The following is a 26466-nucleotide window of genomic DNA, read 5'->3' on the forward strand; positions in this document are numbered from 1 at the left end:
GATCCTATCTGTTTCATCAGCCGCTCACCCTTTGGCTGGGGCCGGGAATGTTCTCATATCGCGCCAAGCGCGCAAGGGCCGGCGCGCAAGGGCTGGCGCAACAGGGCCGTGCGGCCCTGGCACCGGAGTTTCAGGCGCGCGGCACCGTCTCCATCGGGAAGATCATCACCGAGCCTTTCGGGCCGCTCTTGTCGGCAAGCCGCATCACCGAGCGGGTCGGCGGCGCCATGCCGATATCGGCGAGCATGTCGGAGAAGCTGGCGGCGCCCAGCCCGCGCGTCATCGACGCAACGCCGTCCTGCGCCAGGAAGCTCAGATCCTCCTTCTCGCTCTCCGGTGGCGCCTCGGTCAGCACCGCGATCATCCGCTCCATGCCGAAACTGGTGTCGGTGAAGGCCAGCAGTCCTTCCTCCAGCGTGGCCTGCGGCGCGAGGCGCTCGGCAACGATGTGGGTGATCGAATAGTCGCTGCCGACGTAAAGCACGTTGATGTCGACCAGCTGGTCCGAGCTGTTCCTGGCCAGCACATGCACCTCGTCGCCGGGTGAGACGCGGGGAACCACCGAAGCCTGCAACGGCTCGAGCCCGTCCTTGTCGCTGCGCTTGACCTGGAACTGGACGTCGACATCCTCTGGCCTGTAGTCGGAGGCCGCCGCCAGCCGCGAAAGCCCGGTGGCGCGGAAGATGGTGCGCAAATTCCTGACCGTCGCATCGACCAGTTTCTGGCGATCGTCCGGGTGGATCATGATCAGCGGCGGTTTGCCGCCGTCCTTCAGGGTCACATCGCCCGACGCCGGCAGGAACCACAGCGCCGGCTTGTCGGTCGCGTCCTTGGCGGAACCGGCAATGGCGTTCTCGCGCATCACCGCGAAACGCAGCTCGGCGCTTTTGCCCGGATCGACCAGCTCGATGTTGAAGCCGGTTTCCTTGGCGGTGGCCAACTCGTCGAGAACCGAATTGACGAGAGCGGTTTCCTTCTCAAGTCCCCTGGTCGCGGCAGGCCGCGCGATTGTGAGCTTGTAGTCGACGGCGATCTCCGCCACTCGCGCATAGGAATTCGCTGGAATGTCGGCCAGCTTCAGCGCCGGCTTCTTGTCGAACTCGACTGGCTTGACGCGGCTTTCCAGGTTCTTTGCCGACTGCACTTCGAGATAGCCAACCGCATCCGACAGCGACGACAGCGCCGAGGGCAGGATGGCGAGCTTGCTGCCGGGGGTCAGGCGGTGCAGCAGGCCGGCGCCGATCGTCGCCTCACCGTCCTTGACGGCGACTGGCCATTGCATGACCGCGTCCGTCTTGTCGGTGCCGAAGACGCGCGCGTCGAGTTCGCCCTCGAACAGCGGCGTCGGCCGGGTGCGGCTGTCGGCCGAATATTGCTGCAGCACGGCCTGGCCAAGCTGGCGATAGGTGATGTTGGGGTTCTCGGCCAGTTTCGACAGGATGGTGAAGGTGAACAGGCCGAAGCGCGGTGCATCCGCGGTGCCCTTGGGCAGCGGCATCTCCGGCGTCGTCTCCACCGTCTGCGCGGCGTAGAAGGCGACCAGCTTGCCCTTGGCGATGGGTCCGCCGCCAGTCGGCGTCAGGTTGAAGGCGGGCTTGCGCGCGCCATTTTCGTCGAGGCCGCGCGAGGCGCTTGCGACCGTGTCCTCATAGGTCTTGAGAGCTGCCACCCGGGCTGCTTCGTCGCCGCCGACCAGATCGGCGAACTCGACCTTGCGCTCCATCTCGTCGTCGACTTCGACGGCGCGTGTCGCAGTGCCGGAATGGCAGCAGTCGAACACCGCCCAGACAAAGGCGCCCTTGTCGCGGATGGCGTCCAGCGCGTCGCCGATCTCATTGTCGGCCAACGCATTGGGCACGCCGGCATCGCGGTTGATCCACTTGTCGATATCGACAGGCAGGAAGATCTCATCGAGCCCATCGGTCTCGTCGCCCTTGACCCTCGCAGGCTGCTGGGCGCCGTGACCGGACAAATGCAGATAGACGAAATCGTCGCGCTGCACTTTCTCGGCAAGATCGGCGAGCGCAGCCTTGATCGCCGCATGGGTCGGCAAGCCCTTGGCGCCGGGCACGTCCTTGGCGAGCAGCGTAATGTTTTCGGGCGCGAACCGCACCGGATCGGGCACGTTCTTGAGAAGATATTCGTGAACCAGGCCGGCATCGTTCTTCGGCCCGATCAGCCAGTTCCTCTGGGGCAGGGCAGGATATTCAGTGCATGCCACCAGCAGCGCATGATAGGTGCGCGATGCGGCGAGCGCCCGGAACGGCACCGTACCGGCAGCCATCAGCGCCGACGTGCCGACAAGCAGCGTCCGGCGTGTCAATTTGATCATATTGCTTCCCCAAGCCCGATCGAATTTCCCAAGCGAGGCCAACCTCGCCGAGGATCTTGTCAGTATTTTGAATGTCGCTTCGCCATCGATCCCGCCATCCCCAAACGTGCCGGCAGGTCATCGATCGGCCAGGACAGCAACAGAAGAGTAGCAAAGACCGCGGTTCGTCGCTATCTGAATGGGATCAGGCTGTGTGTTCGAACAAGCAGCCTGCAAACGGCGCAAGACAAGTTGGAACGGAACCATGGCGGCAAGGGATGTGCTGACGAAAAACCAACTGTGCGTGCTCGAGAAGCTCGAGACCGCCAGTGGGCCGCTCAGCGCCTATACCTTGCTCGACCAGTTGCGTGAGCGGGGCTTCCGCGCCCCGCTGCAGGTCTATCGTGCACTCGACACGCTGGTGAAATCCGGCTTCGTGCACCGGCTGGAAAGCATCAACTCCTTCGTTGCCTGTGCCGAACCGCACGACCACAGCCATTCGATGACCGCCTTCGCCATCTGCGACGCATGCGGGCAGGTGACCGAAATGTCCGATCACGATGTCGACCACCGGCTGAACGATTGGGTCAACTCGACCGGCTTCGCCGCCAAGAAGGCGGTGATCGAGTTTCGTGGGACGTGCGCCAAGTGCCGGGCTGAGGCGGCTTAAGCTACGTCTCGAACTCGTTCAAGAATGTCTCATAGATAACATATCGCGTGGCTCCGGGCGTGAGGCACTCCACAAGCAGGGGTCTGACTTCGTTCTGCCACGACAGCTTGCCCAACCCAGCTCCGATTTTTGGCAAGGCAACGGATTCTATCAAGTTCCTGTCAGCCCACTTGGCAAGCCCCCGAATCGCCTTGCGCAGAAAGGGGAGTGTGGCGTGATACATATCGGGCTGAGTTGCCAGATAGACAAAGCCGGGCTGATCGCCCTCCGGTTTCAGGGTCCAGAGTTGCCCTCCTGTAAATTTACCTGCCCGCGCGTGTTTCTTGAAAGCGGCTTGTACATTGGGCCACTTTTTCGAAATCTTCAGCGCGAGGCCCGTGCCAAGCCCCTCCTGATTGCCCTCGGCGACGCCCTGAGCGATGTAATCTTCTTTTGCTGCCAGCAGATCCCCCGCGACAAAGACAATCATAGGATTTTCAGTGCGCCTCGTCCCAGTTGTTGGCCGCTCGGGCGTCGACGTGCAGCGGGACCGACATCGATACAGCCGGCATCGCCGCGTTTTCCATGACATGGCGCACGACGGGAATGGTCGCCTCGACTTCCGCGTCGACGGTTTCGAAGATCAGTTCGTCATGCACTTGAAGAAGCATGCGGGCGGACAGCTTCGCCTTCTCCAGCGCCTCGTCCATGCGCACCATGGCGCGGCGGATGATGTCGGCGGCGGTGCCTTGCAGGCGGGCATTGATCGAGGCGCGCTCGTTGAATGCGCGGATCGAGGGGTTGGACGATCTTATATCCGGATAGTGGATGCGGCGGCCGAAGATCGTCTCGACGAAGCCATGCTCGCGGGCATAGGCCTTGGTCTCCTCGATATAGTCGCGGATGCCGGGGAAACGCTCGAAGTATTTCTTGATGTAGTTGCTTGCCTCCTCGCGCGGGATCGACAGCTGGTTGGCGAGGCCGAAGGCGGAGATTCCGTAGATAATGCCGAAATTGATCGCCTTGGCGCGGCGGCGGACTTCCGAAGGCATGCCCTCCACGGGCACGTTGAACATTTCCGAGGCGGTGATGGCGTGGATGTCGGCGCCGTCGGCGAAGGCCTGCCGCAGTTGCGGGATCTCGGCGACATGCGCGAGCACGCGGAGCTCGATTTGGCTGTAGTCGGCCGAGACCAGCCGGTTGCCCTTGTCGGCAATGAAGGCGGTCCTGATCTTGCGCCCCTCGGCGGTGCGCACGGGAATGTTCTGCAGGTTCGGGTCGGACGATGACAGCCGGCCGGTTGTCGTCGCGGCAAGCGCGTAGGAAGTGTGGACGCGTTTGGTGTCGGGATGGATGAAGCCGGGCAGCGCATCGGTATAGGTCGATTTCAGCTTGGTCAGCTGGCGCCAGTCGACGATCTTGCGCGGCAGTTCGTGACCCTCGGCGGCGAGGTCTTCCAGAAGTTGCGCCGAGGTCGACCACTGGCCAGTCTTCGTCTTGGAGCCACCGGGAAGGCCCATGCGGCCAAACAGGATGTCGCCGAGCTGCTTGGGCGAGCCGATGTTGATGCGTTCGCCGATGAGCCGGTAGATCTCCTCCTCCAGCCGGGCGGCACCTTGCGCCAGTTCGCCCGACAGCCTGGACAGGATCTGCCGGTCGACCGAAATGCCGCGCTGTTCCATGCGCGCCAGCACCGGCACCAGCGGCCGCTCCAGCCGCTCGTAGACCGACACCAGGCCCTTGGCGGCAAGCCGGGGCTTCAGCACCAGCCAGAGCCGAAGCGTGACGTCGGCGTCCTCGGCGGCGTGGGCGGTCGCCTTGTCGATGTCGACCTGATCGAAACCGACCGAGCTCTTGCCGGAGCCGGTCACGTCCTTGATCTGGAGAGGGGTATGGCCAAGCCATTTGTCGGCAAGCGCGTCCATGCCGTGGCCGTGCGGCGTGCCGGCATCGAGCACATAGGAGATCAGCATGGTGTCGTCGAACGGCGCGACATCGATGCCATAGCGGCTCATGATGACGAGATCGTATTTCAGGTTCTGCGCGATCTTGAGGACCGATTTGTCCTCCAGCAGTGGTTTCAGCACCGCTAGCGCCTCGCGAACAGGGATCTGGTTTTCGAGCGTACCGCCGCCGAGCAGGTCACCGTTGCCGCTCTTGTGGGAAAAGGGAATGTAGGCGGCGCGGCCAGGCGCGGTCGCCATTGCCATGCCGATCAGTTCGGCCTGCATCGGATCGGCCGCCGTCGCCCTGACGTCGAAGGCGGCGATGCCAGTCTCGCGCGCTTCGGCCACCCATGCTTTCAAGGTCGCGATGTCGCGAATGCATTGGTAGGCCGATATGTCGATCTTGCGGGTGGCCGCCCGCTCCAGCCGCAGCGCCGCGAGCAGCGAAGGGGTGTCGCCCTGCTTTGGTGTTTCGGTGGTTCCGTTGGACTCGCTTGGCTCGGCCCCGTTTCGGGCCATGACGGGTTCTCCGGCGCCGACATCCGGCCCATGCGCACTATCGGCGCGTTCGACGGTGACAGCGACGGCCTGGACGTCCCCGGCCTCGGTGCTGGTCGCTTCCGCCACACGGCGGGTCAGCGAGGTGAATTCCATGGTCTTGAGGAAACCGATCAGCTTCGGGCCATCCGGTGCGTGCAGGACGAAGTCGTCCAGGCCCTCGGCCACCGGCACGTCGTTCTTCAGCGTCACCAGCTGGCGCGAGATGCGCGCCTTGTCGGTGTTGGCGATGATCGATTCGCGCCTCTTGTCCTGCTTGATCTCGCCGGCCCGGGCCAGCAGCCCGTCGAGGTCGCCGAACTGCTCCAGCAGTTGTGCCGCCGTCTTCGGGCCGATGCCGGGCACGCCGGGAACGTTATCCACGGAGTCGCCGGTCAACGCCTGCAGATCGACCATCTTTTCCGGCGGCACGCCCCATTTCTCGATCACTTCGGGAACACCGATCTGGCGATCTTTCATCGGGTCATACATGCCGACCGTGGCACCGACCAGTTGCATAAGGTCCTTGTCGGAGGAGATGATGGTGGTGTCGCCGCCGGCCTCGCAGGCCAGCCGGCAATAGGTGGCGATGAGATCGTCGGCCTCGAAGCCTTCCATCTCGATGCAGGGCAGGTTGAACGCGCGGGTCGCCTGGCGGATCAGACCGAATTGCGGGATCAGATCCTCGGGCGGCGCCGAACGGTTGGCCTTGTATTCGGGGTAAAGGTCATTGCGGAAGGTTTTCGAGGAATAGTCGAAGATGACCGCGAAATGCGTCGGCACGATGCCTACATCGGTGTTGCGGGCATCCTGCATCAGCTTCCACAGCATGTTGCAGAAACCGGAAACGGCGCCGACCGGCAGGCCGTCGGACTTGCGTGTCAGCGGCGGCAGCGCGTGATAGGCCCGGAAGATGTAGCCGGAGCCGTCGACAAGGAAGAGATGATCGCCTTTTTTCATGCCGGCAGGGATAGCGCGGCGCGACGGCTTGGTCCATGCCAAAGACATCGCCAGATATCGGTTCCGGCAACACCCTGACAGAACCAGGTCGAGGCGGCCTGATCACGGCCACGTTACAAAAGTGTAATACTCGTGCCCTTGAATCGCCACGTTCACAGACCCAGATAGAAGTCATCGGCAATTTTCGCCGAAGTCCGGAGCAAGGCCCGTCCCCCGCCTATCCCGGACACTTGCGGCAGCCTATCCCCCCTCTCCGGGCTGCCGCATCGTTTCGAGTAAAGGCCGCCGTGGTTCCCCTCCACCACGGCGGCATTTTTTTGCCTTGCGACATAGCTGCGCGGCCGTGGTCCAATCGTCCCGGGCTTTTCGTTTTGCCGCTCTGCCTTTACGGTTCCGGCACTGAATCGAAAGGCTTAGCAAATGTCCGCAATTTCCCCCGTCCTCGACCGCCTCGACAAGAATCTCGACCAGAGCCTCGAACGGCTGTTCGGCCTGCTCAGGATCAGGTCGATCTCCACCGATCCGGCCTATGCCGCAGACTGCCGCAAAGCGGCGGAATGGCTGGTGGCGGAACTGAAGCTGATCGGCTTCGACGCCAGCGTGCGTGACACGCCCGGACATCCGATGGTCGTCGCGCATCATGACGGGCCGGCGGGTTCGCCGCATGTGCTGTTCTATGGCCACTACGACGTACAGCCGGTCGACCCGATTGAACTGTGGGAGAACGACCCGTTCGCGCCTGCCATCAAGGAGGTCGGGCCTGGCCACAAGGTGATCACCGGGCGTGGCTCGGCCGACGACAAGGGCCAGCTGATGACCTTCGTCGAGGCGTGCCGCGCCTGGAAGCAGGTGCATGGCAACCTGCCATGCAACATCACCATCCTGTTCGAGGGCGAGGAAGAGTCCGGCTCACCGTCGCTGAAGCCGTTCCTCGAAGCCAATGCCGGGGAGCTCAAGGCCGACTTCGCGCTGGTCTGCGATACCGGCATGTGGAACCGCGACACGCCGTCGATCTGCGTGGGACTTCGCGGACTGGTCGGCGAGGAGATCACGGTCAAGGCCGCCGACCGCGACCTGCATTCCGGCCTCTATGGCGGGGCCGCCGCCAACCCGATCCGCATCCTGGCCAAGGTGCTGGCCGACATCCACGACAAGGATGGCCATATCACCATCCCCGGCTTCTATGACGGCGTCGAGGAAACGCCGTCGCAGGTGCTGAAATCATGGGAGACGCTTGGCGAGACGGCCGAGACCTTCCTCGGGCCTGTCGGCCTGTCGATCCCTTCGGGGGAAAAAGGCCGTTCGGTGCTGGAACTCACCTGGGCGCGGCCGACCGCCGAGTTCAACGGCATCATCGGCGGCTATACCGGCAAGGGGTTCAAGACGGTGATCGCGGCGGAAGCCTCGGCGAAGGTGTCGTTCCGCCTCGTCCACAAGCAGGATCCCAAGAAGATCCGCGCAGCCTTCCAGAAATTCGTCAGCGAGCGCATTCCGGCCGACTGTTCGGTCGAGTTCCACCCGCATGGCGGCTCGCCGGCAATCCAGCTTTCCTATGACTCGCCATTCCTGGCCAAGGCCAAGAATGCGCTGTCCGATGAGTGGCCGAAGCCTGCGGTGACGACCGGCAGCGGCGGCTCCATTCCGGTGGTGGGCGACTTCCAGACCTATCTCGGCATGGAATCGCTGCTGGTCGGCTTCGGCCTCGACGACGACCGCATCCATTCGCCCAACGAGAAATATGAGCTCTCATCCTTCCACAAGGGCCAGCGCTCCTGGGCACGCATTCTCGATGCACTGACGCGCTGAGCGGCGGAAAACGAGATTTCTTGTTGATTTTTCACCGGATCGCGGCGAGGACGGGTAACGCCGCGACCGGAGAAGACAATGGCCGATATCCGTTTCCACAAGCATGATCTGCCTGACCTCACGCATTACAATGTCGGGGCGGTGGCCATCGACACGGAAACGCTGGGCCTCAACCCGCATCGCGACCGGCTGTGCGTGGTGCAGATCTCGCCCGGCGACGGCAGCGCCGACGTTATCCAGATCGCACCAGGGCAGAAGAAGGCGCCGAATCTCGTCAGCCTGCTCAGGAACCGCGGCATAGCCAAGCTGTTCCATTACGGGCGTTTCGACCTTGCCGTGCTCTACAATGCGTTTGGGGTGATGCCCGAGCCGGTGTTCTGCACCAAGATCGCCTCGCGGCTGACCCGTACCTATACCGACCGTCACGGGCTGAAGGACATCTGCTTCGAGCTTCTCGGCGTCGGCCTCTCCAAGGCGCAGCAATCGTCGGACTGGGCGGCGGAAACACTGTCGCCCGAACAGCTCGAATATGCCGCTTCCGATGTGCTCTATCTGCACCGGTTGCGCGATGTCCTTGCCGGGCGGCTGGCACGCGACGGGCGGACCAAGGAGGCCGATGCCTGTTTCCGCTTCCTGCCGACGCGGGCCAAGCTTGACCTGATGGGCTGGGGCGAAGAGGATATCTTCGCTCACAGCTGACCGGCCTCGCGCAACTTGCGTCGCCGGAGCAGTTTGGAACCACGTGCAAGCCGTCGCGTTCTGTCGGCTCAGTTAGTCGGTTCGAAGGGGATGACATGGTCGACCGAAAGCCCATTGCGACCGCGCCGACCGACGGCTCCAAGGTCAGCGTTACCTGGAAGGACAGCGACGGTGTGCTGAACGAATCCATCGCGCAATATCGCGACGACGGCTGGTGGGTCTACACCGACAGCCACACGCAAAGAAAGGTCGAGCCGACCAGTTGGCGGCCCGCCGCCAGCGACGATGACGATTAGGTTTTTGACGCAATCCCCAAGCCACAGCGCTACGCGCTTTTCCCGGGAAAACCGGCTCACAGCTTTCCTGGAATTGCTCTATCCCTTTGTTGGAGCACCATCTTTTCTGAAAAACTGGTTCCCACTTTTCGGGATCATGCTCCAGTGAGCGCGCCGCTGGCGAGGCCGGCTGCTTTCGCATAGCTTGAAGCCCTTGATATCGAGGCCGATTCGGAGCTTTCCGCTCCGCGTTCGCCCTCTTGCTCGGAGGAAATCGCTATGGGTGTCGAAAGCCTTCTCGTCTTCATCATCGTTGGTGCCATCGCCGGCTGGCTTGCCGGCCTCGTCGTCTCGGGTTTCGGCTTCGGCCTGATCGGCAACATCATCGTCGGCATCGTCGGCGCGTTCATCGCCGGCTGGCTTTTCCCGCGGATCGGCTTTTCCATCGGCGGCGGCGTCATCGCTTCCATCATCCATGCCACGATCGGCGCTATTATCCTGCTGGTGCTGGTGAAGGTGCTGAAACGAGCCTGAGGCTCGACATCGGAAAGAGCGCGGCATGAAACAGAATACGCTCTATCTCATCATTGGCGCGCTCGCCGTCGTGGTCATCGCGCTTGGCGTCTATGTCTACCGAGAGCAGACCAAGCCGAAAGGCGTCGAACTCAAGATCGACGACAAGGGCATTTCGATCCAGCAGAACTGAACCCGCCGTTGATTTGGCGGATGCAGGAGCGCGACATGGGGGCTTCCAACGCGCCGGAGGGCGACGATCCGCCCAGGATTAGCGTGGCGGAATGGGAGCGGCTGAACAGGCCGCCAAGGCGCGAAGCGCTGCTACGCTATCACTGGCGGACATTTCGCTTCCTGCGGACTGCCGCGCCGGTCAGCGAATTGCAGGGGCGACAACAGGCATTCCGCAACGCGGTCGTCGCCACCGTGGCCTTCAACCGGCCCGATGTGATCGAGTGGCAGATCCATCTCGTGCGCCGATACCTGGCCGAACATGAGAGCTACATCGTCTTCGACAACAGCAAGAAGGACGAGGCAAGGGAGGCGATCCGCGACCTCTGCCGTCGCCAGCAGGTCCCCTATGTCGCCTTGCCGAAGAACAGGCTTGTCGTCTCCAGATCGCACGGCCAGGCGCTGAACTGGATCGTGCGGAACTTCGTGACCGGTTTCGGCCCGAAGCTCTTCGGCTTCATCGACCATGATATCTTTCCCACGCAAGCCTTTTCCATCCGTGACCGGCTCGAGGGCAAGAGCGCCTACGGCAGCGTGCGGCGCGATACGCCGACGCTAGGCGGCTGGTTCCTGTGGCCCGCCTTCTGCTTCTTCGACGGGAGCCTGCTGCGGCGACCGCTGGATTTCGCCCCGAGCTACAAGTTTCACATGGATTCGGGCGGCGGCAACTGGCCGGTGCTTTACCGGTCGATGGATCCGGCGTCGATCCGGTTCACGCAGGACACCTTGGTCCGCTTCGGCGAGGGGGATGATCGGCATGAGGACTTTTTCATGTCTGTCGACGGCTGGCTGCACATAACGAATGCATCGAACTGGCGAAAACAGCCGGTCGACAGGCGCGAACACTTGGTTGCCTTGCTGCGGCAAGCCGGCGGCCCCGACCAGCCGGATGTGACGTTCGAGCCGATCTGAAAATGGGGGTCTTCATGCCGCTCGATGTGCAGATGGCGGACGGCCTTGACCGATAGGCACAAAGAGCATGGCTGGCGGCCTGAAATTCAAGGGCTATCTGGCAAAGGCAGCGGGTCTCTAGCATGACATCAAAACGGGTTGGAGATTCGCCGGCGGGTGCAAACCGAGTATTTCCCGCGTTCGATCTGGACGAAAAGCACATCATGACACCCCAGATCGGCTTCAAGGCCAGTGAAGCGGTGCGGGCGGCCCTTTCAGCAATCGGAAGAACCGAGGACCTGCGCTTTTCGCCGGACAATCGGCTGCTGGCGATCGCGGCCTTCGCGCGCAAGCGGTGCCTGGTCCTGCGTGTCGATGTCGGGATGGGGCCGGGTGGTCCCGATGTCACGATCCATGATTTCATGGAGCTGAGATCGGAGAGCATCGGCGAGGTGCATGGGCTGGACTTCATCGATGACCGGACCTTGGTGGTGGCCAACCGCGACGGGAAGCTTGCGGTGTTCGAACTGCCGGTGGAAAGCATGGCGGGGCAGCATCGGGAAATCACGGCCGTTCGCCGGATCAACGGCAAGCCCTTTTGCAAACTTAACACACCGGGCTCGGTCGTCGTCCGGCGTCAGTCCGGCGGCCGCATCAGCCTGCTGGTCTGCAACAATTACACGCATCTGGTCACCCGGCATGTGGCTGTCCGCTGGCTGGGCTACCGGACGATCAGGAACCGGCCATTGCTCAGGAATGGGCTGGACATTCCCGACGGCATCGCGCTCAACCATGACGGCCGGTGGATTGCCGTGAGCAGCCACGGTACCCGGGACGTCAAGCTTTACCGGATCTCGCCATCGCTTGGGCTCGACAGCGAGCCCACCGGCATCCTGCAGGACGCCGGCTTTCCGCATGGCCTGCGCTTTACCGATGACGACCGGCACATCCTCGTCGCCGACGCGGGCAGCCCGGCGGTGCATGTCTATGCCAGCAATGGCGATTGGACCGGGCATCGCCGCCCGTCGCGTTCGGTCGCCGTGCTCGATGAGGAAATTTTTCAGCGCGGCAGAGCCAGCATCGAGGAAGGCGGCCCGAAAGGCCTCGACATCGACCGGTCGAACAGCGTCGTGGCGGTGACCTGCGAGGAGCAGGCACTGGCCTTTTTCTCTCTCATAGCGGTGACGGGCGGTAACGAATTTAGAAAATCGTAAGGAATTTCAAAAGGGTGCATAAACCCTGCTTTAACCCGCCCTTAAATCGCCGCATCTACTCTTCAACCGGAGCGCCATAGGCACCGGGGACAGACAGCGCAGCGCATGGCGAACCGCAGGGACAACCGCATCGAACCGAGTTTCGAGGGACCGCGACAGGCGCGATCCCAGCCGGGTCTTTCGGTGAGCGAAGAGGATCGCGTCGTGCCGAGCAACCGCAAAGCCTCCGCAAAGCGCAAATCGTCGAAGGCGAAGTCGTCGCGCGGTGGGCGTGGCAGAAGCCGGCGCGGCCTGTTCGGCGTGTTTGGCCGGCTGTTTTATTGGTGCTTCGTGCTCGCCATCTGGGGCGGCATCGCGGTGGCGGGCGTCGTCGTCTATTACGGCGCCAAGATGCCGGCGGCCACCACCTGGTCGATCCCGGACCGCGCCCCCAACATCAAGATCGTCTCGGCCGACAGCCAGTTGCTCGCCAATCGCGGCATGAGCGGCGGCGAGGCGGTCGGCCTGCACGAAATGTCGCCCTATATTCCCGAGGCGGTGATCGCTATCGAGGATCGCCGTTTCTATTCGCATTTCGGCATCGACCCGATCGGCCTGTCGCGCGCCATGGTGACCAACGTCATCGGCGGGCATTTCTCGCAAGGCGGTTCGACGCTAACCCAGCAATTGGCCAAAAACCTGTTCCTGACGCCCGACCGAACGCTGGAGCGCAAGGTGCAGGAGGTGCTGCTGGCGCTGTGGCTGGAGCACAAGCACAGCAAGGACCAGATCCTCGAAATGTATCTCAACCGGGTCTATTTCGGTTCCGGCGCCTATGGCGTCGAAGCGGCTTCCCGGCGCTATTTCGGCAAGAGCGCGCGCGACGTCACCCTGTCGGAAGCGGCATTGCTTGCCGGCTTGCTGAAAGCCCCGTCGCGGCTGTCGCCGGCGCGCGATCCGAAGGCTGCCGAGGAGCGATCGCAGCTCGTGCTCGCCGCCATGCGCGAGGAGGGCAAGATCAGCGAGAAGGAGTTCAAGACCGCGCTGAGCGCGCCGGCGACGCGCTCGCCGTCCTATTGGACCGGGTCGGAAAACTACGTTGCCGACACCATCATGGAAGAACTGCCCGACCTGATCGGCGACGTGCGCGGCGACATCGTCATCGATAGCACTGTCGACCTGAACCTGCAGAAGCTGGCCGAACAGTCGATCCGCAGGCTGATCGACGGCAGCGGCAAGAAGCTCAACGTCACCCAGGGCGCGCTGGTGTCGATCGACGATTCCGGCGCGGTGCGCGCCATGGTCGGCGGCTACGATTACTCGACCAGCCAGTTCGACCGCGCCTCCGAGGCACGCCGCCAGCCGGGCTCGGCGTTCAAGCCGTTCGTCTATATGGCGGCGCTCGAAGCCGGCCGTACGCCCGACAGCGTACGCAACGATGCGCCAATCAAGATCGGCAACTGGACGCCCGACAATTACGGCGGCAAGTATTTTGGCAAGGTGACGCTGGCGACCGCCTTGGCGAAGTCGCTGAACTCCGTCGCCGCGCAATTGACCATGGAGGTCGGGCCGAACGCGGTGGTCGAGGCGGCGCACCGCATGGGCGTGCAATCCGATCTGCAGTCCAACACCTCGATCGCGCTCGGCACGTCGGAAGTGACGCCGCTGGAACTGACCTCGGCCTATGTGCCTTTCGCCAATGGTGGGTACAAGCCGGACATCCACTTCATCCGCCGCATCACAACCGCCGACGGCAAAGTGCTGTACGACAGCGGTGGCGGCAGCGCGCCGCGTGTCGTCAAGCCCGAGATCGTCGGCATGATGAATTCGATGATGACCGGCACCGTCGAGATCGGCACCGCGAAGAAGGCAGCCTTTGCCTGGCCGTCGGCCGGCAAGACCGGCACGAGCCAGAATTCACGCGACGCCTGGTTCGTCGGCTACACCGCCAATCTGACCACAGGTGTGTGGTTCGGCAATGATGACGGCAGCCCGATGAAGAAGGTCACCGGCGGTGCGCTTCCGGCGCAGGCATGGCACGAGTTTATGGTCGCCGCGCATGAGGGTGTGCCGGTGCGGCCGCTGCCCGGCACCTGGAAATCGACGCCGCCCGACACGATCGTACCCGACGAGATACCGTCGGCCGGCAACAACCAGCCGGCGCCGGTTCCTTCCGCGTCGGTCCAGCAGGCGCCTGCCGCACAAGCGGCCGCGCCGGTTCGCGCGGCGCGGCCTGCCCAGACTGTCGATGCGGATGGCTTCAGCATGCCGGCGGATGATGGCACCACGGCCTCGGTCGGACATCCCGTGCCGCCAGGCAGCGTCGGTGGTCCGTTGAAGAAGCGGCAGACCTCGATCCTCGACATCCTCGGCGGGGGTTGAGTTAGCTGCCGTTCGCCTTTGGCTTGGCGCTGCCAAGCTTCTTGCTGTCAAAGGTCAACTTGTCGCTATGGATCTTGCCGTCGCTGACGGTAAGATGTTTGGCGCAGGACAGCGCTCCGGATGACTTCGTCATCAGGTCGTACATGAGCAAAGCCTGGCGATCGTCGCCAAAGGCGGCAATCATGCGCACGCCGGTCACGTCTTGCGAGAGCTTCGTCAGGCCCTTCAGATAGGGTTCTTTGCCGGTCGACTTCTGCATCGGCCCATCGAAAACGACGTCCTCGGCGACATAGGATGCCGCCTTTTCGAGGTCATGGCTGGTCCACGCCGTGGTGAAGGCAGTGGCGATGTCGAGAGGTGCTGTCTGTTTCATGGCTTTATCTCATCGATTGGCTGGCATTGTCGAACCAACGAGGCGGCAGCTTCCCGGTTCCGGCGTTCTGGCGAATGGTGACATTTCGGCCTCTCGCCACCTCGCTGGCGTTCGGCTACATCTCCAGCCAGGAGACCCGACATGGCTGAACTCGACACCCGAAAAACCATCGTGCTGACCGGCGCCAGCCGGGGCATCGGCCATGCTACGGTCAAGCGCTTTTCGCGCGAGGGCTGGCGCGTCATCACCTGTTCGCGCCAGGCCTTTGCCGAGGATTGCCCTTGGCCGGCAGGTCCTGAAGACCACATCAAGGTCGATCTTGCCGACCAGGAAGATGTCGGCATCGCCGTTTCCGAAATTCGGCACCGGCTGGAAGCGCATGGCGGCCAGTTGCACGCGCTGGTCAACAATGCCGGCATTTCGCCGAAGCTCAGCGATGGCAACAGCCGCATGAACTCGATCGACACGCCGATGCATGTCTGGCGCGACGTGTTCCAGGTCAATTTCTTCGCGCCGATCATGCTGGCGCGCGGCCTGTTCAAGGAACTGGCGACGGCCAAGGGATCGATCGTCAATGTCACCTCGATCGCCGGCACGCGCGTACATCCCTTCGCCGGCACCGCCTATGCGACATCGAAGGCGGCGCTCGGCTCGCTGACGCGCGAAATGGCGCATGATTTCGGGCCGCACGGCATCCGCGTCAACGCCATCGCGCCGGGCGAGATCGACACGGCGATCCTGTCGCCGGGCACGGACAAGATCGTCGAGACGATCCCGCTTAGGCGCCTCGGCACTACGGCCGAGGTCGCCGACATCATCTTCTTCCTGTGCTCGCAGCAGGCGTCCTACGTGACCGGCTCGGAAATTCACATCAATGGCGGCCAGCACGTGTGAGGCTTCAGGCTAAGAATTGCCTCATCCGGTCATGGTGAGAACGGCCTTGCCGCTGAAGCTGCGCTGTCGCAGTGCGTCCAGGGCTTGGGCGATGTCCGTCCACGGCACTGTCATGGCGACGCGGGTCTCCAGCCGGCCGACCGCGGCCAGGGTGAGCAGCGAGGCGATGTCCGTGCCAATGTCAGGACCGGACGTGTAGTAGGCGAAAGTCTGGAGCTTCGCCCCCTCGTGGCCCGGAACGAACTGGCGGAACCCGACCGGCGTGAGTTCGCCACTGCTCGAACCGAACATGACGATGGTGCCGCCGGGTGCGACGCGTTCGATCGCGTGTGCCAGGCTTTCGCCGCCGACCGACTCTGTAATCAGTGAAAATAGCCCCTCGGCCTGCTCTATCGACCCGACAATCTGCTCGGCTCCGAGGCCGCGGAGATCCTCGGCATGCCGGGCGGCGGCGATTGCTGTCACGGAAGCGCCTTGCTCGCGGGCGATCTGGATCTGGAAACGGCCGACAGCGCCGCTCGCACCGGTGATCAAGACCCGCTGGCCGGCCAGGTCGCCGCCATGGCGCAAAGTCCGAAGCGCCGTGGTGCCCGCGACCGGAAGCGTGGCGGCGGAAACGAAGCTGACCTCATCCGGGATGACGGCGAGACGGTCGGTTGAAACGGCGACACGTTCGGCCCAGCCGGCCTGGTCGACCAATGCCGCAACCCGGGCGCCCACGGCTGGCCCGGAGCCATCGGCGGCAGCCCGTTCGACAATCCCGGCGATGTCCTGGCCAGGTATCCAACCGTTCGGACGTATGGTGAGCAGGCGCAGTTCACCGCGGTTCAACGAGGTTGTTCGGACCGAGATCAGCGCTTCATTCGGGAGAGGCTGGGGTTCGTCGACTTCGGCGAGCGTCAGCCCGGCCACACTAACGGAAGAAATGACTAGGGCGAGCATGGTCCACACCTCATTGCCGCGTGGCGGAACGAACAGCTCCTGGAGCAACCGAAGACGCTCCAGGGATGCTCATTCACCAGCGCACCCTATTGACCGCGGATGGTTGAGCACAGGGCTGGGCAGCCAGCCATTCGACCTGAAAATCGGGCTGCCCCAATGGCGATTGGCAGACTACCGATCAGGCGGCCCGCAGCAAGGCCTCGATCTCTGGTATGGCGTGATTGGTCAATGTCTTGGGGACTTCGGCGATAACCTTGTCCTCGACCTCCTTGTGCAATTTCTTGCGCATGGATCCGAGCACCATTGGCGGGGCGACGAGCACGATCTCCTTGAACTCGCCGCCATGCGCGAGCTTGTAGAGCCGGTCGGCGATCTCGTCGGCGAAGCGTTCCTTGCCGATGCGATGCCAGTCCGTATCCTCGACCGCGCTGCGGTGCACCGAGGGACCGTCACTGTAGCGACCCGGACTGTCGGTGCCTTGCTCGCGCGTTGGCGGGTTTTCCTGCTCCATCTCCTGTACGACCTGAAGGTCCGGAAATTTGTTGTCGCCTGCGTTCCGAAGGAAAAGCGCCTTTTCACCGTCAGCCACCACGACCCAGATACCATGCTTCAGCTTGATCATGTGGCGGGTTCCTTTCTTCGACATCATGGCTTTCCGAGCGCCCCGAGCGCCCCGAACAGTTCGACTTCGGCAGGAGGGGAACGCGTGGCGAACCGTTAATGTTCCAACCTCTGGAATCGGCCCCGAGGGCCGAGCGACGGCCGCCCAAAGGGCAGGCGCGCCCGAAGGCGACTTTAATCTACTGAATTGGTAGAAATTAGAAAAAACTGTTTTGCGAGATGCTGCGCCGATGGCTAAAAGACCTGAAATCAAGCTTTGCCCCGGTTGCTTGAATCCGCCCTTTGCGCGGATGTGGAATATTTTTCTCTTGCCCTTCGCAGTTGCGAAAAAGCGATTGCCTGCCATCACAGGATGCGCGAGTGCTTTGCTTCTGGTTTTCCGCGCCCGGGCGTAAAACTGCAGCCAGTTCAGGACTCTGCCCGTTTTCATGCCGCACACCGCCCCCAAGCTCAATGCCTTCCCCGTCTTCGTGCGGGTCGAGGGCGAAGCCGTGGCCATCGTCGGAGGCGGCGAGGAAGCGCTGGCCAAAGCGCGGCTGATCGGACAGTCGAGTGCGGTTTTGCGCATCATCGCCCAAAACGCCGAACCGGAGCTGTTGGCCTTCATCGCCCAGACGGGCGCGAACCATGTCGCGGCGGCTTACGACGCGGCGCAGCTCGAAGGCTCGGTCTTGGTGTTTGCCGCCAGCGGCGAAGAGGCGCTGGACCGCCGGGTCGCCGAGGACGCGCACATGCTGGGCATTCCAGTCAACGCCGTCGACCGGCCGGAACTTTGCGATTTCTTCACCCCGGCTCTGGTCAACCGTGCGCCGGTCGCCATCGCCATCGGCACCGAGGGTGCCGGCCCGGTGCTGGCCCAGATATTGCGCAGCCGCATCGACCGCATGCTGTCGCCGTCGCTCGGCGGGCTTGCGGCGCTTGCCGCTTCGTTCCGTGCCGCCGCCGAGAGACTGCCCAAGGGCAATATTCGCCGCCGCTTCTGGAGCGACTTCTTCGGCGGTGCGCCAGCGCGTGCCGTCGAGGCGGGTGAGCTTTCGCGGGCGCATGAAGCCGCGACCGACCTGTTGCTGTCGAACGCACCGGTTTCGGGCCACATCGCCCTGGTCGGCGCCGGTCCCGGTGCCGAGGATCTTCTGACGCTGCGGGCGCATCGCCTGCTGATGGAGGCCGACGTCATCGTCCATGACGCGCTAGTGCCGGAGGCGGTCGTTGCGATGGGCCGCCGCGACGCCGAGCGCCTGCCGGTCGGAAAGCGCAAAGGCTGCCATACCAAGAGCCAGGCCGAAATCAACGCGCTGCTGGTCGAACTCGGCCGCCAGGGCAAGCGCGTGGTGCGGCTGAAGTCGGGCGATCCGCTGGTGTTCGGCCGGGCCGGCGAGGAGATGGCGGCACTGCGCGATGCCGGCATCGCCTATGAGGTGGTTCCCGGCGTCACCGCGGCCTTCGCCGCCGCCGCCGATTTCGAACTGCCGCTCACTTTGCGCGGCGTTTCATCGTCTATGGTGTTCACCACCGGCCACGACCTCAAGGGCAATTCCCTGCCCGACTGGGCCAAGCTCGCCATTTCCGGCGCCACCGTCGCCGTCTATATGGGCCGCTCGGTCGCCGCCGAGGTTGCCGGCCGGCTGGTCGAGGCCGGCCTGTCGCCGGACACGGCGGTCGCCGTGGTCGAGAATGCCAGCCTCGCCAACCGCCGCCGCTTCCACGGCACGCTCGCCGACCTGCCGTCGCTGGAAGCGCGCGCCGATCTCTCTGGCCCGGTCATGACCATTATCGGCGACGCCGTTGCCGGTGCCAATTTCGAGCAGTCCGAGCCGCTCGCGGCACACATGCATGAAGGCGTGGCCAAGGCCACCTCTGAGAAAGTTCAGTCATGAAGATACTGACCGCCAACCGCCTAAGCGATGGCATCGCCGTTTGGTACGCCGATGGCGGCTGGGCCGAGACGGTGGACCACGCCGACCTTGCCCATGACAAGGCGGCCGAAGACCGCTTGGAGGCGATTGGCGCCAAGGCCTATGCCGACAATGAAGTGGTCGACGTCAATCTGATCGACGCTGAAGTCGTCGGCGGCGTGGTCGAGCCGGTGCGGTTGCGCGAGAAGATCCGCGCCGCGGGTCCTACCATCCGCAACGATCTCGGTAAGCAGGCTGCCAAGCAGTCGACTTGGGCGGCCTAACAGACACCAGACGCGGGCGGACGCGCCCTGAAAGACGAAGCATGTACCGTTACGATGAGTTCGACCACGATTTTGTCCAGGCCCGCGTCGCCGAGTTCAGCGACCAGGTCCAGCGCCGGCTGTCCGGCGAGATCACCGAGGACCAGTTCCGGCCGCTGCGGCTGATGAACGGCGTCTATCTGCAGCTGCATGCCTACATGCTGCGCATCGCGGTGCCCTATGGCACGCTGAACGGCAAGCAACTGCGCATGCTCGGCCACATCGCCCGCAAATACGACAAGGGCTACGGCCACTTCACCACGCGCCAGAACATCCAGTTCAACTGGCCGGCGCTGTCGGACATTCCGGCGATCCTGGCGGATCTCGCAAGCGTCGAGATGCACGCCATCCAGACCAGCGGCAATTGCATCCGCAACGTCACCGCCGACCATTTTGCCGGAGCCGCCGCCGACGAGGTCGCCGATCCGCGCCCCTATGCGGAAATCCTGCGCCAGTGGTCGTCGGTGCATCCGGAATTCTCGTTCCTGCCGCGCAAGTTCAAGATCGCGGTGACCGGTGCCGAGCGCGACCGCGCCGCCATCCAGACGCATGACATCGGCCTGCACCTGAAGAAGAATGCCGCCGGCGAACTGGGCTTTGCCGTCTATATCGGCGGCGGCCAGGGCCGCACGCCGATGGTGGCCCGCAAGATCCGCGACTTCCTGCCGGAAGCCGATCTTCTGTCCTACTGCACGGCGATCCTGCGCGTTTACAACCTCTATGGCCGCCGCGACAACAAGTACAAGGCACGCATCAAGATCCTGGTGCACGAGACCGGTGTCGAGGAAATCACCCGCCAGGTCGAGGCCGAGTGGCAAGAGTTGAAGGATGCGGAGCTGAAGCTGCCGGATGCCGACATTCGCGCCATCGAGGCCTATTTCGCGCCGCCGGCGCTGACGGATCGGCCGGACGGCGACGAGACGGTCAAACTGGCGCGTCTCGATTCCAGGGGCTTTTCGGAATGGCTCGACCAGAACGTGGTGACGCATCGCCATCCCGACTATGCGGCGGTGACGATCTCGCTCAAGGGCATCGGCGAAGTGCCGGGCGACGCTTCGGACAGCCAGATGGAAGCGGTCGCCGACATCGCCGAGAAATACGCTTTCGACGAGCTTCGCGTCAGCCATGAGCAGAACCTGATCCTGCCGCATGTGGCGCGCGCCGACCTCAAGGCCGTGTATGACGCGCTGGTCGACATCGGGTTGGCGACGGCCAATTCCAATTTGATATCGGACATCATCGCGTGCCCGGGCCTCGACTATTGCGCGCTGGCCACGGCGCGCTCGATCCCGATCGCGCAGGAAATCTCGCGCCGCTTCGCCTCGCTGGAGCGGCAGCGCGAGATCGGCGAGTTGAAGCTGAAGATTTCCGGCTGCATCAACGCCTGCGGCCACCACCATGTCGGCCATATCGGCATCCTCGGCGTCGAGAAGAAGGGCTCCGAGCTCTACCAGGTGACGCTGGGCGGCTCGGCCGACGAAAACACGTCGGTCGGCGAGATCATCGGCCGCGGCTTCTCGTCGGAAGAGATCACCGACGCCATCGAGCAGATCGTCGATACCTATCTCGGCCTTCGGCTCAACCCGCAGGAAAAATTCATCGACGCCTACCGCCGAGTCGGTCCCGCGCCGTTCAAGGAGGCGCTCTATGCTGGCGAAGCCAAGGCCGCTTGACCAAATAGCCGACGTCGATGACGGCGCCGCCGCCAAGGCGGCGGGGCTCGATGCGCTCTATGGTCACCTGAACGCGCTCGAGATCATCGAACGCTCGGCAAGCGATCTGTTTCATGACGAGATCGCGGCCGTGTCGTCCTTCGGGGCGGATTCGGCCGTGCTGCTGCACATGATCTCGGAGATCGACCGTACACTGCCTGTCATCTTCCTCGACACCGGCAAGCATTTCGAGGAGACGCTCGGCTACCGCGACGCGCTCGTCGCCGATTTCGGGCTGACCAACATAAGGGTGATCAAACCCGAGGAAGCGGCGCTCGAGCGGATCGACCCGACAGGCAATCTGCACCAGAGCAATACCGATGCCTGCTGCAACGTGCGCAAGGTCGAGCCGCTGGCGCGTGGCGTCGCACCGTTCCGTGCCTGGTTCACCGGGCGCAAGCGCTTCCAGGCCTCGACGCGCGCCGCACTGCCGGTGTTCGAGGCGGTCGGTCCGCGCATCCGCATCAATCCGCTGGCGCACTGGACGACATCGGATCAGGCGGACTACATGCGCGCGCACGCATTGCGCGAAAATCCGCTGGTCGCCTATGGCTATCTGTCGATCGGCTGTTTCCCGTGCACGCAGCCGGTGCAGCCGGGCGAGGACGCGCGCAGCGGCCGCTGGGCTGGCCATGCCAAGACCGAGTGCGGCATTCACCTGTCGGGGCTGGAAGTATCGCTGACCGACGCATCCCTGTAGGATATGCTGGTATTCAGGTGAGACTGGCCTGCAAATGCCAGCTTCCCGCGCTTCCGGCCTTCGCCGGCCGAAGCACTCTTGAATGGCCGTGGCGATTAAGGCTACGGTCGGCGTAGGCCGGTGCTCACGTACTTCAAATACGCTCCGCTCCGGTTCTCGGAAGCCGCCATTTTCGGCGCAGCCTGACCTGAATCTCAACACACCCTTGGCTCGTTTGGATATTTAGGAACTTTTTTGATGACTGAACCGACAACACCGGTCACCCGGCTCTGGACCCCGGATGGTTTTCGCGAGGATGAATGGACGCATGCCGAGAGCGCGGACGCGCTCACCGGCAATGGCCGCTTCATCCTGCCGCTGCAGGCATTCCTCGATCTCGATCCGGAGGTGCGCCGCTCCGCCAGGGAGCGGCTCGGCGTGGTGCTGCAGCCCGGCGATCAGCTCGAGAAGATAGCCGACCTGCTCGACCAGTTGTCGCTGGTGGCACTGGCGTTTCCTGCCTTCAGCGACGGCCGCTCCTTCTCCAAGGGAGAATTGCTGCGCGAGCGCTATGATTTCGAGGGCGCTGTCCGCGCTACCGGCCAGGTCCTCGTCGACCAACTGCCGCATATGCTGCGCCTCGGCTTCGACGAGTTCGAGATCTCCAACCCTGTGCTGTTGAAGCGCCTGGAGGAGGGCCGCACCGGCGGCCTGGGGCTCTACTACCAGCCGGCCGAAGCGCAGGAACCCAAGGGCCCGAAATATTCCTGGCGGCGCCTTCGCAACAGCTGACGCTGCGGTAATCGCCGACGTCTTTACATCAGCTCTGATCGGGCCTTCTCTGGGCTATCCGGACGGAAACATCCGCCGGGTGGGAGGAGGGAATCATGACTTTCGACTACGTCATCGCCGGCGGCGGATCCGCAGGCTGCACGCTTGCCGCGCGTCTCTCCGAGGATCCATCGAAGACGGTCTGCCTGGTCGAAGCCGGCGGCGAGGGCAAGAACCTGTTCATCCGCGCCCCGGCCGGCGTCATCGCGCTGTTGCCCGGCCGGCCGAAGATCCACAACTGGGCATTCGAGACGGTGCCGCAGCAAGGTCTCGGCGGCCGCAAGGGCTACCAGCCGCGCGGCAAGGCGCTTGGCGGCTCGAGCGCCATCAACGCCATGCTCTATGTCAGGGGCCATCGCAGCGACTATGACGAGTGGGCCAATTTCGGCTGCGACGGCTGGTCGTGGGACGAGGTGTTGCCGTATTTTCGGCGCGCGGAAGGCAACCAGCGCGGGAGCGACGCCCTGCACGGCGATGACGGGCCGCTGCGGGTTGCCGAGCAGCAGGAGCCGCGTGCGCTCTCCCGGGCCTTTGTCGAGGCTTGCGGCGAAAACCAGATCCGCCGCAATGAGGATTTCAATGGACCGGAACAGGAAGGAGCAGGACTCTATCAGGTTACGCAATTCTGGGGCGGAGACCGCAATGGCGAACGCTGTTCGGCGGCGGCGGCCTATCTGCATCCGGCGATCGGCCGGCCAAACCTGACCGTCATCACCGGAGCGCATGCCACCGGGATTGTCCTTGACGGCAAGCGGGCCACTGGCGTGCGCTATCGCAAGGGCAACAGCGAAGCCGTTGCGCGTGCCAGGCGCGAGGTCATCGTCTGCGGCGGCGCCTTTGGCTCGCCGCAACTGTTGTTGCTGTCTGGAGTAGGCCCAGCCGTCGAGCTCGCCGCCCACGGAATTCCGATGGTCCATGAATTGCCTGGCGTCGGCAAGAACCTGCAGGATCATCTGGATTTCATCATGGGCTGGACATCGAGGGATGCCGACATGATGGGCATCGGGCTGCGCGGTCTGCCTGGCTTGCTGCGGCATATGCTGCGCTGGCGCAAGGATGGCGGCGGCATGATCGCCACGCCCTATGCGGAGGGCGGCGCCTTCCTCAAATCCGACCCAGCGATCGACCGCCCTGACCTGCAACTCCATTTTTGCATCGCCATCGTCGATGATCATGGCCGCAAGCTGCACATGGGCTACGGCTTCTCCTGCCATGTCTGCGTGCTGCGGCCGCATTCGCGCGGCGAGGTCGGGCTGTCGACGCCGGATCCGTTGGCGCCACCGCGCATCGATCCGCGCTTCCTGTCCGACGAACGCGACGCCCATCTGCTCCTCAAGGGCGTCAGGACGATGCGCGGCATCCTGGAAGCGCCAGCGCTGGCCAGATACCGCGCCAAGGAGATCTACACCGCGGGGGCTTCGAGTGATGCCGAACTAATGGCCCATATCCGCGCTCGCGCCGACACCGTCTATCACCCCGTGGGCACCTGCAGGATGGGCGTCGACGATATGGCGGTAGTCGATCCGCAATTGCGTGTGCGCGGCATGCAAGCCTTGCGTGTCGTCGACGCTTCGGTGATGCCGACGCTGATCGGCGGCAACACCAACGCGCCGACCATCATGATCGCCGAAAAGGCCGCCGACATGATCAAGACGGCCGCCTGATTGTAGCTCTGGTCGAACCAGTGGCGCCGTTTTCCGCTGCCGCGAAGCGCTCGATGATCGGGGGAACAGGTATCGACGCCAACTGGTCGTACCAATTGTGCGATTTATGCTTTCCCTTTCGCGGTCCTGCCCTTAGGATATGGGTATTATTTCGTGATCCGAAATAAATATGGCCACAAGGGAGGAACCGGAAATGGCTGGCAAGAAGATATTGATGCTCGTTGGCGAGTTCAGCGAGGAGTACGAGATTTTCGTCTTTGAACAGGCCATGCATGCCGTCGGCCACACGGTGCATGTCGTCTGTCCGGACAAGAAGGCGGGCGACGTCCTGAAGACCTCGCTGCACGACTTCGAAGGCCACCAGACCTATACGGAAAAGCTCGGCCACGACTATATCCTCAACAAGACGTTTTCCGAGGTGGACCCGGCCAAATACGACGCCGTCTACGCGGCGGGCGGACGCGGGCCGGAATACATCCGCATCGACAAGCGCGTGCAGGCGCTGGTGCGCCATTTCCACGAGGCCGGCAAGCCGATCTTCACCATCTGTCACGGCGTGCAGATCCTGATCGCCGTCGACGGCGTGGTGCGCGGCAGGGAAGTCGCGGCACTCCACTATTGCGAGCCGGAAGTGACGCTGGCCGGCGGCATCTACATCGACGTCGCGCCGACCGGCGCCCATGTCGACGGCAATCTCGTGTCAGCCAAGGGCTGGCCGGGCCTGTCCAACTTCATCCGCGAATGCCTGAAGGTGCTGGGCACGGAAATCCGCCATGGCGAGATCCTGATGCGCGACGAACGCCAGGCGGCCTGATCCGGACGCTGCCAGCCGTCGCGCCCAAGGCGCGGCGGTTCTACTTCTTGTCTTGACGTAATTCCCGACGGGAAAGCGCTACGCGCTTTTCCCCGGGGAACCGTCATACTTTTCTTGGAATTGGTTAGGCCGCTGCCCGTGCCTCGCGGAACGACACCAGCTTGCGGCGGCTTTCATCCCATAATGCCAGTTTGACGCAGCGCAGGCTCTCGATCAGCGTGACGCGGCCGATGCCACGCAGCTCCGGATAGTCGCGCAGCACTTCCTGCAGCCGGTATCCGGGCACTTTGGCGGAGAGGTGGTGGACGTGGTGGACACCGATATTGCCGGTGAACCAGTTCAGCACCCGCGGCAGGTCGTAGTAGGATGATCCGTGCAAGGCGGCATGCTGGAATTCCCATTCGGAATCCTTCGCCCATTCCGTCTCCTCGAACTGATGCTGGACATAGAACAGCCAGATGCCGGCCGAACCGGCGAGGATGACGATCGGCAGATGGACCACCAGGAAGGCGCCGGGGCCGACGAACCAGATGAGGATGGCCGCGGCAAGCGCGATGCCGAGATTGGTGGTCATCGACGACACCCAGGGCGTCAGGCCGCCGCGCATCATGCCGACAGGCAGCCTTTGCTCGAAGATGAACAGCCAGATCGGCCCCAGGCCGAACATCACGAGGGGATGGCGATAGAGACGATAGGCCAGGCGGCCTCGCCATGACAGTTGCCGATATTCGGCAACGGTCAGCGTCCTGATGTCTCCCATGCCGCGCTCGTCGAGATTGCCGGCGCTGGCATGATGCACGGCGTGGGCGCGCCGCCAGCAGTCATAGGGCGTCAAGGTCAGAATGCCGAGCGCGCGGCCGATCCAGTCGTCGGCGTAGCGGTTGGCGAAGAAGGAGCCATGGCCGCAATCGTGCTGGATCATGAAGATCCGCACCAGGAACCCGGCCGCGGGAAGGATGAGGATCAGTCCCCACCAATGGCCATAGGCATAGGCGGCCGAAGAGAGCGCCCAGAGCGTGGCGAACGGAATGAGGGTGATGGCGAGTTCAAGTGTGCTGCGCCGCCGGTCGGGCTTCTTGTAGCGCGCCAGAATTTTGAGCCAGGCGCGCTTGCTGTTGGCCGCGGCCTCAGGGGAAATCATGTTCATCAGGAACCATAGGCGGCGCGTTCCGCCACCGCAAGACAAAGATCACGCGAAATTACTGTGCGTAATCGTCGCGCGATGGATCAATTCCGTGCCGTGGCGTTACACCAAGTTGAACCTTTTTTCGATGCCGAAACGGCAAGGCCGTGGACATTTGAGGAGTCAAATTCGTGAGCGTCGC

Annotated in this window: 24 protein-coding genes; 17 read left to right on the top strand and 7 right to left on the bottom strand. The window is 63.5% G+C overall.

Annotated elements, in window-relative coordinates; translation table 11 throughout:
• Nucleotides 1-130: 130 nt before the first annotated feature.
• Nucleotides 131-2332, bottom strand: coding sequence for a caspase family protein (locus X743_RS164575; protein WP_198028409.1), 2202 nt, complete (start codon nucleotides 2330-2332; stop codon nucleotides 131-133).
• Between the two features lie 244 nt (nucleotides 2333-2576).
• Between X743_RS164575 and X743_RS164570 the strand changes: the two genes are divergently transcribed.
• Complete coding sequence (locus tag X743_RS164570) at nucleotides 2577-2981, top strand: Fur family transcriptional regulator (RefSeq protein WP_023764015.1); 405 nt, start codon at nucleotides 2577-2579, stop codon at nucleotides 2979-2981.
• Between the two features lies 1 nt (nucleotide 2982).
• On the opposite strand, the gene X743_RS164565 is transcribed toward X743_RS164570, so the two are convergent.
• Nucleotides 2983-3450 (bottom strand): macro domain-containing protein, encoded by a 468-nt coding sequence (locus tag X743_RS164565; protein WP_031257428.1) that lies wholly within the window; start codon nucleotides 3448-3450, stop codon nucleotides 2983-2985.
• A 7-nt stretch (nucleotides 3451-3457) separates the two neighbouring features.
• A complete protein-coding gene (gene polA / locus X743_RS164560) occupies nucleotides 3458-6403 on the bottom strand; it encodes a DNA polymerase I (protein ID WP_023764017.1) in 2946 nt (981 codons plus the stop codon).
• Between the two features lie 420 nt (nucleotides 6404-6823).
• Here polA and X743_RS164555 point away from each other — a divergent pair, with 420 nt between their 5' ends.
• From X743_RS164555 to X743_RS164520, 8 genes are all read left to right on the top strand, one after another.
• On the top strand, nucleotides 6824-8209 hold the full coding sequence (locus X743_RS164555; protein ID WP_023764018.1) for a M20/M25/M40 family metallo-hydrolase: 1386 nt from the start codon (nucleotides 6824-6826) through the stop codon (nucleotides 8207-8209).
• Between the two features lie 78 nt (nucleotides 8210-8287).
• Nucleotides 8288-8908 carry a ribonuclease D gene (locus X743_RS164550; RefSeq protein ID WP_023764019.1) on the top strand — a complete coding sequence of 207 codons (621 nt, stop codon included), beginning with the start codon at nucleotides 8288-8290 and terminating at the stop codon, nucleotides 8906-8908.
• Nucleotides 8909-9003: 95 nt separating this feature from the next.
• The gene (locus X743_RS164545; protein WP_023764020.1) at nucleotides 9004-9204 is read left to right on the top strand and encodes a hypothetical protein; all 201 of its coding nucleotides are present in this window, start codon (nucleotides 9004-9006) and stop codon (nucleotides 9202-9204) included.
• A 258-nt stretch (nucleotides 9205-9462) separates the two neighbouring features.
• A complete protein-coding gene (locus X743_RS164540; protein ID WP_023764021.1) occupies nucleotides 9463-9717 on the top strand; it encodes a GlsB/YeaQ/YmgE family stress response membrane protein in 255 nt (84 codons plus the stop codon).
• 25 nt (nucleotides 9718-9742) lie between these two features.
• Nucleotides 9743-9889: a hypothetical protein gene (locus X743_RS1000000170325; RefSeq protein WP_013892968.1), complete on the top strand. Its 147-nt coding sequence runs from the start codon at nucleotides 9743-9745 to the stop codon at nucleotides 9887-9889.
• A 35-nt stretch (nucleotides 9890-9924) separates the two neighbouring features.
• A complete protein-coding gene (locus tag X743_RS164530; RefSeq protein ID WP_023764022.1) occupies nucleotides 9925-10839 on the top strand; it encodes a hypothetical protein in 915 nt (304 codons plus the stop codon).
• A gap of 203 nt (nucleotides 10840-11042) precedes the next feature.
• Nucleotides 11043-12032 carry a hypothetical protein gene (locus X743_RS164525; protein ID WP_032922870.1) on the top strand — a complete coding sequence of 330 codons (990 nt, stop codon included), beginning with the start codon at nucleotides 11043-11045 and terminating at the stop codon, nucleotides 12030-12032.
• A gap of 105 nt (nucleotides 12033-12137) precedes the next feature.
• Nucleotides 12138-14393 carry a transglycosylase domain-containing protein gene (locus X743_RS164520; RefSeq protein WP_023764024.1) on the top strand — a complete coding sequence of 752 codons (2256 nt, stop codon included), beginning with the start codon at nucleotides 12138-12140 and terminating at the stop codon, nucleotides 14391-14393.
• Nucleotide 14394: 1 nt separating this feature from the next.
• On the opposite strand, the gene X743_RS164515 is transcribed toward X743_RS164520, so the two are convergent.
• The gene (locus tag X743_RS164515; protein ID WP_023764025.1) at nucleotides 14395-14766 is read right to left on the bottom strand and encodes a nuclear transport factor 2 family protein; all 372 of its coding nucleotides are present in this window, start codon (nucleotides 14764-14766) and stop codon (nucleotides 14395-14397) included.
• 141 nt (nucleotides 14767-14907) lie between these two features.
• Between X743_RS164515 and X743_RS164510 the strand changes: the two genes are divergently transcribed.
• The gene (locus X743_RS164510) at nucleotides 14908-15660 is read left to right on the top strand and encodes an SDR family oxidoreductase (protein WP_023764026.1); all 753 of its coding nucleotides are present in this window, start codon (nucleotides 14908-14910) and stop codon (nucleotides 15658-15660) included.
• Between the two features lie 21 nt (nucleotides 15661-15681).
• On the opposite strand, the gene X743_RS164505 is transcribed toward X743_RS164510, so the two are convergent.
• Together X743_RS164505 and X743_RS164500 are read right to left on the bottom strand one after the other, a co-directional pair.
• Entirely contained in the window at nucleotides 15682-16602 is a 921-nt protein-coding gene (locus X743_RS164505) for a zinc-binding dehydrogenase (RefSeq protein WP_023764027.1), read from the bottom strand.
• Between the two features lie 178 nt (nucleotides 16603-16780).
• A complete protein-coding gene (locus tag X743_RS164500) occupies nucleotides 16781-17248 on the bottom strand; it encodes a host attachment family protein (protein ID WP_084555430.1) in 468 nt (155 codons plus the stop codon).
• 403 nt (nucleotides 17249-17651) lie between these two features.
• On the opposite strand from X743_RS164500, the gene cysG reads away from it, so the two are divergent.
• The 7 genes from cysG (at nucleotide 17652) to X743_RS164465 (ending at nucleotide 25141) form a co-directional block, all read left to right on the top strand.
• Nucleotides 17652-19100, top strand: coding sequence for a siroheme synthase CysG (cysG, locus tag X743_RS164495; RefSeq protein WP_023764029.1), 1449 nt, complete (start codon nucleotides 17652-17654; stop codon nucleotides 19098-19100).
• Nucleotides 19097-19402, top strand: a complete 306-nt coding sequence (locus X743_RS164490) for a DUF2849 domain-containing protein (RefSeq protein WP_023764030.1) — start codon at nucleotides 19097-19099, stop codon at nucleotides 19400-19402. The genes cysG and X743_RS164490 overlap by 4 nt, the downstream gene beginning before the upstream one ends.
• A 41-nt stretch (nucleotides 19403-19443) precedes the next feature.
• On the top strand, nucleotides 19444-21114 hold the full coding sequence (locus tag X743_RS164485; RefSeq protein ID WP_013892980.1) for a nitrite/sulfite reductase: 1671 nt from the start codon (nucleotides 19444-19446) through the stop codon (nucleotides 21112-21114).
• A complete protein-coding gene (locus tag X743_RS164480) occupies nucleotides 21089-21853 on the top strand; it encodes a phosphoadenylyl-sulfate reductase (protein WP_023764031.1) in 765 nt (254 codons plus the stop codon). Before X743_RS164485 ends, X743_RS164480 begins: the two co-directional genes overlap by 26 nt.
• Before the next feature lie 237 nt (nucleotides 21854-22090).
• A complete protein-coding gene (locus X743_RS164475) occupies nucleotides 22091-22624 on the top strand; it encodes a DUF934 domain-containing protein (RefSeq protein WP_023764032.1) in 534 nt (177 codons plus the stop codon).
• Between the two features lie 95 nt (nucleotides 22625-22719).
• Nucleotides 22720-24327 (top strand): GMC family oxidoreductase N-terminal domain-containing protein, encoded by a 1608-nt coding sequence (locus X743_RS164470; RefSeq protein WP_023764033.1) that lies wholly within the window; start codon nucleotides 22720-22722, stop codon nucleotides 24325-24327.
• Nucleotides 24328-24520: 193 nt separating this feature from the next.
• Nucleotides 24521-25141, top strand: a complete 621-nt coding sequence (locus X743_RS164465) for a DJ-1/PfpI family protein (RefSeq protein WP_013892983.1) — start codon at nucleotides 24521-24523, stop codon at nucleotides 25139-25141.
• A gap of 124 nt (nucleotides 25142-25265) precedes the next feature.
• Here X743_RS164465 and X743_RS164460 read toward each other — a convergent pair whose 3' ends face one another.
• Nucleotides 25266-26288 carry a fatty acid desaturase gene (locus X743_RS164460; protein ID WP_023764034.1) on the bottom strand — a complete coding sequence of 341 codons (1023 nt, stop codon included), beginning with the start codon at nucleotides 26286-26288 and terminating at the stop codon, nucleotides 25266-25268.
• Between the last annotated feature and the right edge of the window lie 178 nt (nucleotides 26289-26466).

Origin of the sequence: Mesorhizobium sp. LNHC232B00, from assembly GCF_000502435.1 — a bacterium.
Classification (GTDB): domain Bacteria; phylum Pseudomonadota; class Alphaproteobacteria; order Rhizobiales; family Rhizobiaceae; genus Mesorhizobium; species Mesorhizobium opportunistum.